The sequence below is a fragment of the Devosia sp. genome (assembly GCF_041917035.1).
GTDB lineage: Bacteria > Pseudomonadota > Alphaproteobacteria > Rhizobiales > Devosiaceae > Devosia_A.
The window spans coordinates 1-14,031 of the sequence record NZ_JAYRYM010000089.1 but is presented as its reverse complement, the minus strand read 5'-3'; the positions used below and the strand labels follow the sequence as shown (position 1 = coordinate 14,031).

The 14,031-nt window shown below is 66.1% G+C and carries 13 protein-coding genes; 12 read left to right on the top strand and 1 reads right to left on the bottom strand.

The window, feature by feature from the left end:
* The 11 genes from ACE3TU_RS11030 to ACE3TU_RS10980 form a co-directional block, all read left to right on the top strand.
* Nucleotides 1–887: ABC transporter substrate-binding protein (locus ACE3TU_RS11030; protein ID WP_374624055.1), on the top strand; the 887-nt coding region annotated here is incomplete at its 5' end.
* 78 nt (nucleotides 888–965) lie between these two features.
* Nucleotides 966–1,997 (top strand): carbohydrate ABC transporter permease, encoded by a 1,032-nt coding sequence (locus ACE3TU_RS11025; protein WP_374624052.1) that lies wholly within the window; start codon nucleotides 966–968, stop codon nucleotides 1,995–1,997.
* A gap of 10 nt (nucleotides 1,998–2,007) precedes the next feature.
* A complete protein-coding gene (locus ACE3TU_RS11020) occupies nucleotides 2,008–2,886 on the top strand; it encodes a carbohydrate ABC transporter permease (RefSeq protein ID WP_374624049.1) in 879 nt (292 codons plus the stop codon).
* A 10-nt stretch (nucleotides 2,887–2,896) separates the two neighbouring features.
* Complete coding sequence (locus ACE3TU_RS11015) at nucleotides 2,897–3,946, top strand: ABC transporter ATP-binding protein (RefSeq protein WP_374624046.1); 1,050 nt, start codon at nucleotides 2,897–2,899, stop codon at nucleotides 3,944–3,946.
* A gap of 10 nt (nucleotides 3,947–3,956) precedes the next feature.
* Nucleotides 3,957–5,519 (top strand): amidase, encoded by a 1,563-nt coding sequence (locus tag ACE3TU_RS11010; protein ID WP_374624043.1) that lies wholly within the window; start codon nucleotides 3,957–3,959, stop codon nucleotides 5,517–5,519.
* Between the two features lie 83 nt (nucleotides 5,520–5,602).
* Nucleotides 5,603–6,928 (top strand): histidinol dehydrogenase, encoded by a 1,326-nt coding sequence (gene hisD / locus ACE3TU_RS11005; RefSeq protein ID WP_374624040.1) that lies wholly within the window; start codon nucleotides 5,603–5,605, stop codon nucleotides 6,926–6,928.
* Between the two features lies 1 nt (nucleotide 6,929).
* Nucleotides 6,930–7,694, top strand: a complete 765-nt coding sequence (locus ACE3TU_RS11000) for an SDR family NAD(P)-dependent oxidoreductase (RefSeq protein WP_374624037.1) — start codon at nucleotides 6,930–6,932, stop codon at nucleotides 7,692–7,694.
* Nucleotides 7,679–8,755, top strand: coding sequence for a LacI family DNA-binding transcriptional regulator (locus ACE3TU_RS10995; protein ID WP_374624034.1), 1,077 nt, complete (start codon nucleotides 7,679–7,681; stop codon nucleotides 8,753–8,755). The genes ACE3TU_RS11000 and ACE3TU_RS10995 overlap by 16 nt, the downstream gene beginning before the upstream one ends.
* Before the next feature lie 62 nt (nucleotides 8,756–8,817).
* A complete protein-coding gene (locus tag ACE3TU_RS10990; protein WP_374624031.1) occupies nucleotides 8,818–9,858 on the top strand; it encodes a cupin domain-containing protein in 1,041 nt (346 codons plus the stop codon).
* Nucleotides 9,858–10,997: a cobalamin-independent methionine synthase II family protein gene (locus ACE3TU_RS10985; protein ID WP_374624028.1), complete on the top strand. Its 1,140-nt coding sequence runs from the start codon at nucleotides 9,858–9,860 to the stop codon at nucleotides 10,995–10,997. The genes ACE3TU_RS10990 and ACE3TU_RS10985 overlap by 1 nt, the downstream gene beginning before the upstream one ends.
* A 76-nt stretch (nucleotides 10,998–11,073) precedes the next feature.
* Nucleotides 11,074–11,769: an RraA family protein gene (locus tag ACE3TU_RS10980; protein ID WP_374624025.1), complete on the top strand. Its 696-nt coding sequence runs from the start codon at nucleotides 11,074–11,076 to the stop codon at nucleotides 11,767–11,769.
* A gap of 90 nt (nucleotides 11,770–11,859) precedes the next feature.
* Here ACE3TU_RS10980 and ACE3TU_RS10975 read toward each other — a convergent pair whose 3' ends face one another.
* The gene (locus ACE3TU_RS10975; protein WP_374624023.1) at nucleotides 11,860–12,903 is read right to left on the bottom strand and encodes an ABC transporter ATP-binding protein; all 1,044 of its coding nucleotides are present in this window, start codon (nucleotides 12,901–12,903) and stop codon (nucleotides 11,860–11,862) included.
* A gap of 230 nt (nucleotides 12,904–13,133) precedes the next feature.
* Between ACE3TU_RS10975 and ACE3TU_RS10970 the strand changes: the two genes are divergently transcribed.
* Nucleotides 13,134–14,031: aminotransferase class V-fold PLP-dependent enzyme (locus ACE3TU_RS10970; RefSeq protein WP_374624020.1), on the top strand; the 898-nt coding region annotated here is incomplete at its 3' end.

The window sequence follows — 14,031 nt, the reverse complement described above, 5'->3', positions numbered from 1 at the left end:
CCAACCAGCTGATCAAGATCGACGGCAAGGTGATGGCGATTGCCTTCATGGGCAACGGCCAGCATCTGTTCTACCGCAAGGACATCCTCGAAAAGGCCGGCGTCGAGGCCCCCAAGACGTACGACGATGTGCTCGCGGCCGCCGCCAAGATCAAAGAGGCCGGCCTGATGGAGTATCCGCTGGCCGCCAGCGTGAAGCCGGGCTGGGACCTCGCTGCCGAGTTCGTCAACGACTACCTCGCGACCGGTGCGGAGTTCTTCGAGCCGGGCAGCGCCAAGCTCGCCATCAACAACGACAACGGTCTCAAGGTGCTCGAGCTGATGCGGGCCCAGATCGCCTTCATGGATCCCGACTACCTGACGTTCGACGCAGGCGAGATCCAGAAGGAGTATGAGGCCGGCAATGTCGCCATCATGAACGAGTGGGGCTCCATCGGCGGCGCCATCCTCGATGGCGAAGGGTCCGCCGCCGGCGTGGTCGAGAACACTATTCTCGCTGCGGCCCCGACCTTTGGCGGAGGCAGCATTCCGGCGGCCGCGCTGTGGTGGGATGGCTTCACGATCGCCAAGAACATCTCGGACGCCGACGCCGAGGCATCGTTCGCCGCAATGGTGCACGGCATCAGCCCGGCAATGGTCGCGGCCAATCCGAATGCGGCGACCTGGCTGGTCAAGGGCTACGAGCCGGGCCCGGCGGCGGTGGGCGTGATCGCCAACGCCAACGGCGGTGCCCGCGCCTATCCGATGACCCCGTTCATGGGGCTGCTGCACACGGCGCTGTCGACCGAGCTTGCCGATTTCGTGGCGGGCAAGGAAGACGCGGCCAAGGCCCTGGCCGATGTCGAGGCCGCCTATTCGGCTGCCGCCAAGGAGGGCGGTTTCCTCTAGTCTCCTCCCTGGGGTCGGGGCGGTCCGCCGCTCCGGCCCCTGCCAGTTCTTAGTCGATTTTCAGGCCGGGGACCGCAGGTGCCGCACAAGACATTCCTCGCCTTCATCCTGCCGTCCGTCATCGCTATGCTGCTGTTCATCGCGCTGCCCATCGTCTCGGTTGCCGTCCAGTCGCTGTTTGTCGAGCACCCCAAGGTGCTGATCACGACCGAGACCTGCCAGCCCCTTGGTGGCTGCACCACGGAAACGCGGGTCGACAGCGAGGCTGTGGCGAAGCTCAAAGAGGAGCGGCCGCTGGGGCAGTTCAACGGGCTCGGCACGTATCTCAATCGCGCCCACCTGGCCGTCGGCGAGATCGCGGAAATCCTCGCCGGCAATGACGGGCCGGGCGATATCGCGGCCCGCATCTACGATCTGCCATTCTACCGCGCTCTGGCGTTCACGCTGGCCTACACCTTTGTCGTGACGCCGCTGGCGATGGTGCTCGGCTTTGTCATCGCGCTGTCGGTCAACATGGTCCCGGCGCTGCTCAAGGGCCCGGTGATCTTCTTCTCGCTGCTGCCGATGATCATCACCCCGCTGATCGGTTCGCTGATCCTGTTCTGGATGATCAATTCGGAGGGGATCATCGGGGCGACGCTGCAGGCCGTGTTCGGCGATCCGACGCTGTCGCTGAAGGCTTCGCCGGTGCTGACCTGGGTCACGCTGCTTGTCTACGGCATCTGGACCAATGCGCCGTTCAGCTTCGTGGTGTTCTACGCCGGGCTGCAGACGGTGCCCGGCGACACGCTGGAGAGTGCCATGATCGACGGGGCCAGCCGCTGGGAGCGCATCCGATACGTGGTGATGCCGCACCTTGCACCACTCGCCACCTTCATCGCGCTGGTGCAACTGATGGACAATTTCCGCGTGTTCGAGCCGATCGTCGGGTTCTCGGCGCAGGCCAATGCCACGTCGCTGAGCTTTTCGATCTTCAACGACCTGAGGAACCAGAACGCGCAACTATACGGCTCGGCCGGCGCGACCTCGATGCTAACCATCGTGGGGGTGGTGATCCTGCTGATGCCGGTGCTGATCCGCACCTGGCGCGAATTTGCCCGCAAGAGCTGAAGGAGCGCAGATGTCCGTCGCCACGCGCCGCCCGTTGCAGCTCAACATTGTCGCCACCGTGTTCGTGGTCTTCTGGCTGTTCCTCGCCGCCTTTCCCTTCCTCTGGACGGTCTGGGGTTCGTTCAAGGTCGAGTCCGATTTCTTCTCCCGCGAGAGCTTCTGGAACGCCATCTTCGGGGCAAGAACGCAACTCGAGACCGGTGGTCAGTTCACCGCGGACGGGTACCAGGGCGCCTGGGTCACCAACGAGTTCTGGAAATCGGCGACCAACACGCTGATCGTCACGGTAAGCGTCACCCTTATCTCCCTGACCCTGGGCACCCTTGGCGGCTATGCGCTGGCACGCTCCGGACACCGCTACGCCTTCTGGATTCTGATTGCGGCCCTGGTGTTTCGCGCCATGCCGCACATCACCCTGGTCTCGGGCTACATGCTCCCCTTCTTCGAACTCAACATCTGGGGACACCTGCCGACGGCCATCATCGTCCTCGTGGCCATCAACCAGCCCTTCACGCTGTGGATGCTGCACTCGTTCTTCCTGTCGATCCCCAAGGACCTCGACGAAAGCGCGATGGTCGACGGCTGTTCACGCTTCGAGGCCTTCCGCCGGGTGGTGATCCCGGTGATGTGGCCGGGGGTGATCACCACGGGCTTGTTCAGTTTCCTGCTCGGCTACAACGATTTCGCCGTGACGGCCATGCTGCTCAACCAGAACAACCAGACGATGATCCCGAAGATCTCGAGCTTCCTCGGATCGATCAACGATGCGGGCAATGTCATGTACGCGGTGGCGGCGGTGGTCTCGGCCACGGTGCCGCTGTTCATCCTGGTGCTGTTCTTCCAGCGCCAGATCGTATCGGGGCTCACCGCCGGCGCGGTGAAGGGGTAAGGGACACGCCATGGCGCGCATCCAGCTTAGCAACGTCACCCGGCGCTGGCACAATTTCGTTGCCGTCGACAATCTCTCGCTCGACATCGCCGACCGCGAGTTCCTGGTGCTGCTCGGCCCCTCGGGCTGCGGCAAGACCACGACCATGCGGATGATCGCCGGACTCGAGGACATCAGTTCGGGCGAGATCAGGATCGGCGATCGGGTGGTCAACACCCTCGAACCGAAGGACCGCGACATCTCGATGGTGTTCCAGAGCTACGGTCTCTATCCGAACATGACCGTATACGAGAACATCCGGTTTCCCCTGAAGGTTCGCAAGGTCCCCAAGGAGCAGCACCACGAGCGCGTCATGAAGGCGGCGGCCATGGTCGAACTCGGCGAGTACCTGCAGCGCCGGCCGGCGGCGCTGTCCGGCGGGCAACGGCAACGCGTGGCGCTGGCGCGTGCCATCGTGCGGGAGCCCAATGCCTTCCTGATGGACGAACCGCTTTCCAACCTCGATGCCAAGCTGCGCGTCTCGACGCGGGCCCAGATCAAGAACCTGCACCACACGCTCAAGACCACGACGATCTATGTCACGCACGACCAGATCGAGGCGATGACGCTTGCCGACCGGGTCGTGGTGATGAGCCGTGGCGTCGTACAGCAGGTCGGCACGCCTATGGAAATCTACGACAAGCCGGCCAACACGTTCGTCGCCGGATTCATCGGTTCTCCGGCCATGAACCTCGTCAATGGCGAGATTGCCGACGGCGTCTTTCGCGGCGAGAACCTCGCGGTCGAGGGCCTGACGCGCGATGCGCGCGGCCCGGTGACCCTGGGTTTTCGTGCCGAGGATGCGACAGTCGTCGGGGATGGCGGAGAGGCGGTGGCGCCGATCTACACGGTCGAGCTTCTCGGCGAGGCGACGATGATCTCGATGCGGGTCGGTGGCGACCTGGTGTCGATCAAGACCGGCAAGGACTACCGGGCCGAGATCGGCGACGTGGCCCGGGTCCGCATCCCCGCCGCGGCCTGTCACCTCTTTGACCGTGCCAGCGGCACGCGACTCCTGTAAGGAGCGGCCCATGAACGGGACGCATGCCGGCCTCAGCCGCGCCGAATTCGATCATCGTATCGCCGAACAGGGCCTGACGCTCTCCGCCGAGGAGGCCGACAGCGTCTTCGGCCTTGCCCAGTGGCTCAATGCCGGCATTTCCGCTCTCCCCGAACGCCTGCCGGTCACGGGGGAGGGCGGCGCCAACCCGGCCGACCTCTCCATCCTCGAGGCCGGCAACCGCCTGCGTGAGGGGTCCCTCACCTCGGTCGCGCTGACGCGTGCCGTGCTCGACCGGATCGCCGAACGCGACCCAGCGTACCACGCCATCTATCGCGTGCTCACCGAGCGAGCGCTCGCCGATGCCCGCCGCGCCGACGAGGAGCTCGCGTCCGGCCTCGATCGCAGTCCCCTCCACGGCATTCCTGTGGGCCTCAAGGACATGATCGATGTCGCGGGTGTACCCACTACCGCCGGGTCGCGCAGCCGCCAACACAACGTGCCCTCCGCCAACGCCACCGTGGTCGACCGACTGGTCGAGGCCGGTGCCGTCATCGTGGCCAAGCTCGCGACCTATGAGTGGGGCACCGTCGGGCCCGCCTATGACACGCTGTTTCCGCCGGCGCGCAATCCCTGGAGCCTCGAGCACATCACCGGCGGCTCATCCTCCGGCTGCGCCGTGGCGGTCGCGGGAGGTCTCCTGCGCACCACCATCGGCACCGACACCGGCGGTTCGGTGCGAGGCCCCGCCTCCTATTGCGGCATCGTCGGGTTGAAGCCGACGCTGGGCCTCGTGCCCACCGATGGCACGCTCGGCATGTCGCCCAGCATGGACCATGTCGGCCCCATGGCGGCCAGCAGCGCCGAGGCAGCGCTGACGCTCGACATCATTTCCGGGCGGGTCGACGACCGTGTGGCCACCCGGCATCTCGGCCAACCCATAACCGGCCTCCGCATCGGCTATGCCCGCTCCTGGTTTGCCGGCGACGCCCAGGCGCATCCTGCCGTCGTCGAGGCCATCGACGCGGCCGCCTCTACCTTGAGCGAACTGGGCGCGCACGTCGAAGAAGTCGATCTGCCGGACTATTCCGCCATCGAGGTTGCGGCCGCCGCCGTGCTGCACTACGAAGGCTTCAAGGGCCACGCCGCCGAACTTGCGGCGCATCCGGAGGGCTTCGGGCGCAAGACGTTCCAGTCCATCGTTGCCGGCGCCGCGCTGACCGATGCCGAGTATGCCGAGGCCCTGCGGGCCGGCGCCGCGTTCCGCGGCCGGCTCGACCGCGACGTCTTCAGCCGCTTCGATGCGGTGCTCACCGTCGGCACGCTGACCCCGGCACTGCCGGTCGCGCTGTTCGGCAAGGGGTCGGTCTGGACTCCCATGCGCACCATCCCGTTCAATATCTCGGGGCATCCGGTGCTGGCCCTGCCGGCGGGGTTCCACGAGGGTCTGCCGCTCGGCATGCAGCTCATCGGGCCGCATTACGGCGAGGCGCGCATCTGCCAGATCGGCGACGCCTTCGAGGCGGCAACTGATCACTCTACCCAGCGCCCGCCGTATCCGGGTGCAGCAGGGCAGGGGACCGCTTCTACGTAAGTTGCCTTTACACAAACGCATTTTCATGATTGCATACGTATGCAAGGCACTACACCCAGCGGAAACATATTCGGGAGTCGTCAATGGCGCGGTGGCTGAAGCAGAGCAGGACGGTCGAGGAACGCGCCGAGGCAAACCGACAGGTCCGGCAAACCGTCGAGACCATTCTTGCGGACATCGAAGCCCGGGGCGACGAGGCGGTGCGCGAGTTGAGCCGCAAGTTCGACGGCTGGGAACGGCCCGACTTCCGCCTGTCGCCCGCCGAGATCGACGCCTGCCTGGCGCAATTGTCGGACCAGGACCTGAGTGACATTGCCTTCGCCCAGACGCAGGTGCGTAATTTCGCGCAGGCGCAGAAGGACTCGATGCGGGAACTGGCCGTCGAGACGCTGCCCGGTGTCACCCTGGGTCACAAGCATGTTCCGATCGCTTCGGTCGGCTGCTACGTGCCGGGTGGCAAGTACCCACTGCTCGCCTCCGCCCATATGTCGGTGCTGACCGCCAAGGTGGCGGGCTGCGACCGGGTCATCACCGCCGCGCCACCGTTTCACGGCAGGCCGGCGCCGGCGATCGTCGCCGCCCAGCACATGGCCGGGGCTGACGAAATCTACGTGCTCGGTGGCATCCAGGCGATCGGCGCGATGGCGATCGGGACCGAGAGTATCCGGCCGGTCGACATGCTCGTCGGGCCGGGCAACGCCTTCGTCGCCGAGGCCAAGCGCCAGCTCTACGGCCGGGTCGGGATCGATCTGTTCGCCGGGCCGACTGAAACACTGGTAATCGCCGACGCGACGGTGGACGGCGAATTGTGCGCGACCGACCTGCTTGGTCAGGCCGAGCACGGACCGACCTCCCCCGCGATCCTGCTGACCAATTCGGAGGCACTGGCGCGCGATACCATGGCCGAGGTCGAGCGCCTGCTCGCCATACTCCCGACAGGGGAGATCGCGCGCAAGGCGTGGTCCGATTTCGGTGAGGTGATCGTCTGCGACGGATATGACGAGATGGTCGAGGTCGCTGACCGGATCGCCTCCGAGCACGTGCAGGTGATGACCGACCGGGACATCTGGTTTCGTGACACTTTGAGGAACTACGGCGCCCTGTTCCTCGGGCCGCGGACCAATGTGGCCTATGGCGACAAGGTGATCGGTACCAATCACACGCTGCCCACGATGAAGGCGGCGCGCTACACGGGGGGGTTGTGGGTGGGCAAGTTCCTCAAGACCTGCACCTGGCAGCAGGTGGCGACCGACGAGGCGTCCGCCATGGTCGGGGAGTATGCCTCCCGGCTCTGCATGCTGGAGGGGTTCGCCGGCCACGCCGAACAGGCCAATATCCGGGTCCGCCGGTACGGCGGTCGCAACATCCCGTACGCGACCGCTGCCAGCCCGCGGCAGGCGGCCGAGTAGCATGGGCCTGCCGCGCACCCCCAGCTTCCGCCTCGACGGCAAGCGCGCCCTCGTCACGGGGGGGACGCGCGGCATCGGGCTGGGAGCGGCGGTAGCACTGGCCGAGGCAGGAGCCACGGTGACCATCACCGCCCGGACGCTGCGTGATGTCGAACATGTCGCCGGCTCGATGCGCGATGCCGGCTTTGCGGCCGACGGAGCCGTGCTGGACGTGACCGATACGGCGGCGGTCGAGCGATTCATCGCGGATCGTCCGCCGTTCGACATCCTGGTCAACAGCGCCGGGGCAGCGCGGCATGCGCCCTTTCTAGAGGTCGTCGAGGCCGACTACCACGCGGTCCTCGACATCAACCTCAAGGCGACACTGTTCGTCTCCCAGGCCATGGCGCGGCGTCTGAGCCTGTCGGGCCGGCCCGGCTCGATCATCAACATCTCCTCGCAGATGGGCCACGTCGCCGGCCCGCGACGCGCCGTCTATGCGGCCAGCAAGTTTGCTGTTGAAGGGTTGAGCAAGGCCATGGCCATCGAACTGGCTCCGCTCGATATTCGCGTCAACACGATCTGCCCGACCTTCATCGAGACCGAGCTGACCCGCAAGGGGCTCAGCGATCCTGAGTTTCGAGCCTGGGTGCTGGGCAAGATCAAGCTGGGTCGGCTTGGACAGGTCGAGGACATCATGGGGCCGGTGGTGTTTCTCGCCTCCGATGCCGCGGCGCTGATGACGGGATCCTCATTGCTGGTGGATGGCGGATGGACGGCGGAGTAGTCAAGCGGTCGCCGGTGACCTCCTCCCAGGTCGCCGAGCATGCCGGTGTCAGCCAGTCGGCGGTGTCGCGCACGTTCACGCCCGGAGCGTCGATCTCGCCCAAGACGCGCGCCAAGGTGCTGGCGGCGGCCAAGGAGCTGGGCTATCGCCCCAACGCCATCGCCCGCTCGCTGATCACCAACCGCTCGCGCATCATCGCCGTAGTCATGGCATACCTCGAAAACCTGTTCTATCCCGACGTGCTCGAGGAACTGGGCCGGCGGCTGGCGGCGGAGAACTACCACGTCTTGCTGTTCACCGGCTTCAAGGACCGGGACAGCGATCCCGTCTTCGACCAATTGATGCAGTATCGTGTCGACGGGATCATTCTTGCCTCGACGTCGCTGAGTTCAGAACTGAGCGAGGAATGTACCGTCGCGGGCATTCCCGTGGTGCTGTTCAACCGCACGACCGAGCGCAACGAGACCTCCTCGGTGACCACGCGGAACCGGGAGGGCGGGCGGAAGCTGGGCGAGTTCCTGCTCGCCGGCGGGCACCGGAGTTTCGGCTACATAGCCGGACTGGAAAACTCCTCGACCAACCGCGATCGCCTTGCCGGCTTCAGGGATGCCCTGGCGACGGCCGGCATCCACGACATTGTGGTGCGGACGGGCAATTACTCGCGCATCGAGGCCGAAAAGGCGGCGCGGGAGATCTTCGCGCTCCGAGAGCGACCGGAGGCACTGTTCGTTGCCAATGACCACATGGCCGTCGCCGTGATGGATGTCGCCCGCTACGAGTTCGGGCTGAGGATCCCCGAGGATTTGTCGATCGTCGGCTATGACGATGTGGGCCCGGCGCGCTGGCAGTCCTACGGCATCACTTCGGTAACGCAGCCGATCTCGGCGATGGTCGAGGCGACCGTCGACATCCTGATGGATCAGATCGAGAGCGGTGAGATCGAGGCGCGGCACAAGATCATCCCGGGGGAACTGGTGGTGCGCAGTTCGGCGCGCCTGCCCGCGGAGGGCATCGTCGAGGTCGACGGCCGGCGCTTCTACCGCCCGGAGAGCAAGAGGTAGGCGCCGCACCGGTCGCGCGCGCTATGCATACGAATGCAGCCAGAAATGGAAAGGGATTTCAGATGACCACTTGGACCCAGGAGGCGATGGAAAAGCGCCTCGTCCGCTATGCCGACCTCAAGGGGCTGAGAAACGCCTTCATCGACGCCCGCACCCCGGGCTCGGATCAGAAGGAGAACTTCACCATCATCGGGCCCGGCGTGTCCGAAAACCCGGCACAGGTGGTGCATATCCCCGAGGCGCATGGCTTCAACGTCGGTGCGGCGCGCCAGCCTTTCGGTTGCACCAACTCGCAGCACAGCCACCTGACGGCCGAGACATTCGTGGTGCACACGGGACGCTGGCGGTTCCTGTTCGGGCCCGACAAGACCGATGGCTATATCGACGCCGGTCCGGGTGACGTGGCGACGGTGCCGACGCATATGTTCCGGGGCTTCTCCAAGCTCGACGAGGGCACCGGGTTCCTGTTCGTGGTGCTCGGCCACGATGATCCGGGAAAGGTCCTGTGGGCGCCCTCGGTGTTCAAACTGGCGGAAGACTACGGCCTGAAGCTGCTCAAGGGCGGCAAGCTCATCGACACCACGCTCGGCCAGAAGGTGCCGGAAGGCGCGGAACTGGAACAGCCCCCCTCGGCCGACAAGCTCAGGGAACTGGCCACGCCGCCGATGAGCGAACTGATGAAATACGCCATCCGGGGTGAGGCGATCGCCGGCAATCCCGACAGCCCGCTGGCCGGTCCCGGTGTCGAAGAAGCGCCGGTGATTGGCGACGTCGATGCCGGCGACGGCTTCCGGGCCGGCCCGATCAGCGGGCACTGGAGGCATGATTTCACGCTGCGCCGCCTGAAGCTGAGCACCGGTGCGAAGATCCCGATGCATGCCCGCGCGGAACAGGAGGTCATCTTCGTCCAGTCGGGCACGCTCGAATACAGCTGGGACGGCGGCAGCCTGATCCTGGGGGCGGGCGATACGCTGACCGTGCCGGTCGGCTTGATGCACGCCTTCCGCAACCCGGCTTCGGCCGATGCGGTGGCCTTCGTCATACGAGGTGCGGCGGCGCCGGCGGCGCCGCTTTTCGCCGAGAACCGCGTGGCGGCCGAGTGATGGGCGGCCGCATCCGGACCACGCATGTGGGGTCGCTCCCGCGCTCCAAGCAGGTCACCGATCTGGTGTTTGCGCGCGAGGCGGGGGTGCCGGTCGAGGAGGAGGGCTTCAACCGCATTGTCGGCGCGGCGGTCGGCGACATCGTCGCCAGGCAGCGGGAAGCCGGCGTCGACCTGCCCTCCGACGGGGAGATGAGCAAGATCAGCTACGCGACCTACATCAAGGACCGGTTGACCGGGTTTGCCGGGGACAGTTCCCGTCGTCCCCCCAAGGATCTCGAACTGGTGCCGAGCTTTCTCGAGCGCCAGGCCCGCTCGGGTGGAACGCCCACCTACAAGCGGCCGAAATGCGTGGGCGAGATTGCCGTCAAGACGCTCGAGCCGCTGCGTGACGACGTGCGCAACTTCCAGGCTGCTCTCGACGCCAACGGCTACGAGAGGGGATTCATGAACTCGGCGACGCCAGGTGTCATTGCGCTGTTCCAGCCCAACGAGTTCTACCCGACCCAGCAGGCCTATCTCGAGGCCGTGGCCGAAGGCATGCGGGCCGAGTACGAAGGCATCGTCGCCGCCGGGTTCGTTCTGCAGCTCGACAGCCCCGACCTGGGGTTGGGGCGGCACATGATGTACAAGGATCTCGACGATGCCGGCTTCGTCCGCGAGGCGGAGAAGCATGTGGAAGTACTCAATCACGCGCTGCGCAACATACCGGGCGACAAGGTGAGGATGCACGTGTGCTGGGGAAATTACGAGGGCCCGCACAATTGTGACATCGCGCTCAGCCGGATCCTGCCGACGCTGCTTCGCGCCAAACCGAGGGCGCTACTCTTCGAGGGTGCCAATCCGCGGCACGCGCATGAGTGGGTGGACTGGAAATCGGTCAAGCTGCCCGATGACTACGTGCTGATCCCCGGTCTCATCGACTCGACGACCAACTTCGTGGAGCATCCCGAGCTTATCGCCGAGCGCCTGATGCACTACGTCGACATCGTTGGCCCGGACCGGGTGATGGCCGGCACCGATTGCGGGTTCTCGACCTTTGCCGGGTTCGGCGCGGTGGACAGTGCCATCGTCTGGCTGAAGCTCAAGTCGCTGGCCGAGGGCGCCTCCCTGGTCAGCGATCGCTTGAAGCTGCACTGAAGGCCTTCCCGCCTCGCTGGCCGCGGGAGCGCGGCAGCCTGTCGCACCCCGTGGGCATGCAAAGGAGCAACGTTGCATGATTGCCGTCGAAACACTGGCGCTGCTGCGCCGCACCGATACGCCGACGATCTGCAACGCGCTCGAGCATGTGATGGGCGGGCGCACGGCGGAAGGCTTCACCAAGAGCCCGGTGGTCGCCGCCGATCCGGGCCTTCCGCCGATCGTGGGTTACGCCCGGACGGCGAGGATCCGGGCCTCCTCCCCGGCACAGAAGCCGGCGGCAGAAGTGCGGGCGCTGCGCATGGCATATTACGAGTATGCGGTGAGCGGGCCGGGACCCAACGTGATGGTGATCGAGGATACCGACTGGCCGCACTGCATCGGAGGCTTCTGGGGTGAGATGCAGGTGGCGCAGCACAAGGGACTGGGGGTCGCCGGGACGCTGACCAACGGCGTGCTCAGGGACCTGGGCATGCTGGACCCCGGCTACCAGGTCATCGCCGGTTCGGTCGGACCGTCACACGCTTTCGTCCATGTGACCGAGATCGACGTGCCGGTGACGGTGTTCGGGCTGAACGTGCGCCCCAACGACCTGATCCATGCCGATCGGCATGGCGGCGTGCTGATTCCGGCCGAACACGTCGAACGACTGCCGGCGGCGATCGACATCGTCATCCGCAAGGAGCAGCCGATCCTCAAGGCGGCCCGCGCCCCCGGCTTCACCGTCGAAAAGCTGCGAGCCGCATGGCTCGAGGCCGACCAGATCAAGTAGCCGCCCTCGCGGCGGCGCCGCGCCGGGACCCCGCCCGCCGCCGACCGATGCCCGCACGGCAGAGCCGCGCAGGCATCCGGTTCGGTGCGGTCAGTTGAGGCGCTGTCCGTTCTTGTCGAACAGGTGCACCACGGCGAGATCCGGTGCCACCCGGATCTTCGAACCGGGGGCGGCGCTGATGCGCTCGCGGAAGATGCCGTTGATCGACTGGCTGCCCAGTCGGCCGATGACCTGGGTCTCCGAGCCGGTCGGCTCGAGCACGACGACCTCGATCTCGATGCCGTTGGGATCGAGATGCAGATGCTCGGGACGAATGCCGTAGGTGGTTGCACCGGAAATGCTCTTGTCGGCAACCGGCAGCACGATGCCGTCGGGCGTCCTGAAGCCCTCGGCGGTCATGGCACCCGAGATGAAGTTCATCGAGGGCGAGCCGATGAAACCGGCCACGAAGGTGTTCTGCGGGCGGTCGTAGAGGTCGAGCGGGGTGCCGATCTGCTCGATGATGCCATCCTTCATCACCACGATCTTGTCGGCCATGGTCATGGCTTCGACCTGGTCGTGGGTGACGTAGATGGTGGTGGTCTTCAGCCGCTGGTGCAGTTCCTTGATCTCGGAGCGCATCTGCACGCGCAGCTTGGCATCGAGGTTCGACAGCGGCTCGTCGAACAGGAAGACCTGCGGGTCGCGCACGATGGCGCGGCCCATGGCGACGCGCTGGCGCTGGCCGCCCGAGAGTTGGCGCGGCTGGCGATCGAGCAGGTTCTCGAGGCCGAGGATCTGGGCGGCCCGATCGACCTTGGTCTTGATCTCGCTCTTCGGCACGCCCTTGAGCTTGAGCGAGAAGCCCATGTTCTGGGCCACCGTCATGTGCGGGTAGAGCGCGTAGTTCTGGAACACCATGGCGATGTCGCGTTCCTTGGGCGGCAGGTCGTTGACGACGCGGCTGCCGATGCCGATCTCGCCCGAGGTGATCTCCTCGAGCCCGGCGATCATGCGCAGCAGGGTCGACTTGCCGCAGCCCGACGGGCCGACGAGGACGACGAACTCGCCATCGTTGATGTCGACGGACACACCCTTGAGGGCTTCGAAGCCGCCATAGTGCTTGCCGGCCTTGTTGATGGTTACGCTGGCCATCCTGGTTCTCCTCCCGTGGTCGCGGTGATCCCGCGTCGTTGCCGGCACCTTCGACGCTGGTGCGAGCCGCGTCAAGGCCGGGGTATTCGACTAAAGTCGTAGAAAATAATGATACTAAAGTCGTAGCTCGCCCCGTTCGCGACGTCCAGGGACCGCCAGCGGCAATGGACGCGGTCGTGCGAACATCGCTATCGCTTTACAGCGGGGCCGGCGGGTGCTGTAGCAGCAGCATGAACAGTGCCGCCGACCTCGATCGCACCGATCCGCTCGCCTTCGCCCGGGCCCGCTTCAGCCTGCCCGATGGTGTGATCTACATGGACGGCAACTCGCTCGGCGCCCTGCCGAGAGGCGTCCGCGAGCGGGTCGATGCGGTAGTGGCGACGCAATGGGGCGATGGCCTCATCCGCAGCTGGAACACGCATGACTGGATCGACCTGCCGGCCCGCCTCGGCGATCGGATCGCGCGGCTCGTCGGGGCGGAACCCGGCACGATCGTGGTTGCCGATTCGACCTCGGTCAACCTGTTCAAGGTGCTGGTCGCGGCGCTGAGGCTGCGCCCGGACCGCCGGGTGATCCTCACCGAGCGGGGCAACTTTCCCACCGACAGCTACATTGCCGCGGGTGTCGCGCAAGTGCTGGAGCGCGGGCACGAACTGCGAGAAGCGGATGCCGACTCGCTGACCGCCATGCTCGACGACAGCGTCGCCGTGCTGCTGCTGACCGAGGTCAACTACCGCACCGGCGCGCGGCTCGACATGGCGGCATTGACCGCCGCCGCCCACGCGGCCGGCGCCCTGACGGTGTGGGACCTGGCTCACTCGGCCGGAGCCCTGCCGGTATGGCTGGGGGCAGCCGGGGCGGACTTCGCCGTGGGCTGCGGCTACAAGTACCTCAATGGCGGGCCAGGCGCGCCGGCGTTCGTCTATGCCGCGCCGCGCCACCTCGATGGCCTCAGTCAGCCACTTTCGGGCTGGCTCGGGCACGCGGCACCTTTCAGCTTTGCGCCGACCTATCGGCCGGCGTCCGGGATCGGGTCGATGCGGGTCGGCACGCCGCCGATCCTGTCGATGTCGGCGCTCGACGCCGCCCTCGATGCCTTCGAGGGGATCGACCTGGCACTGGTCAAGC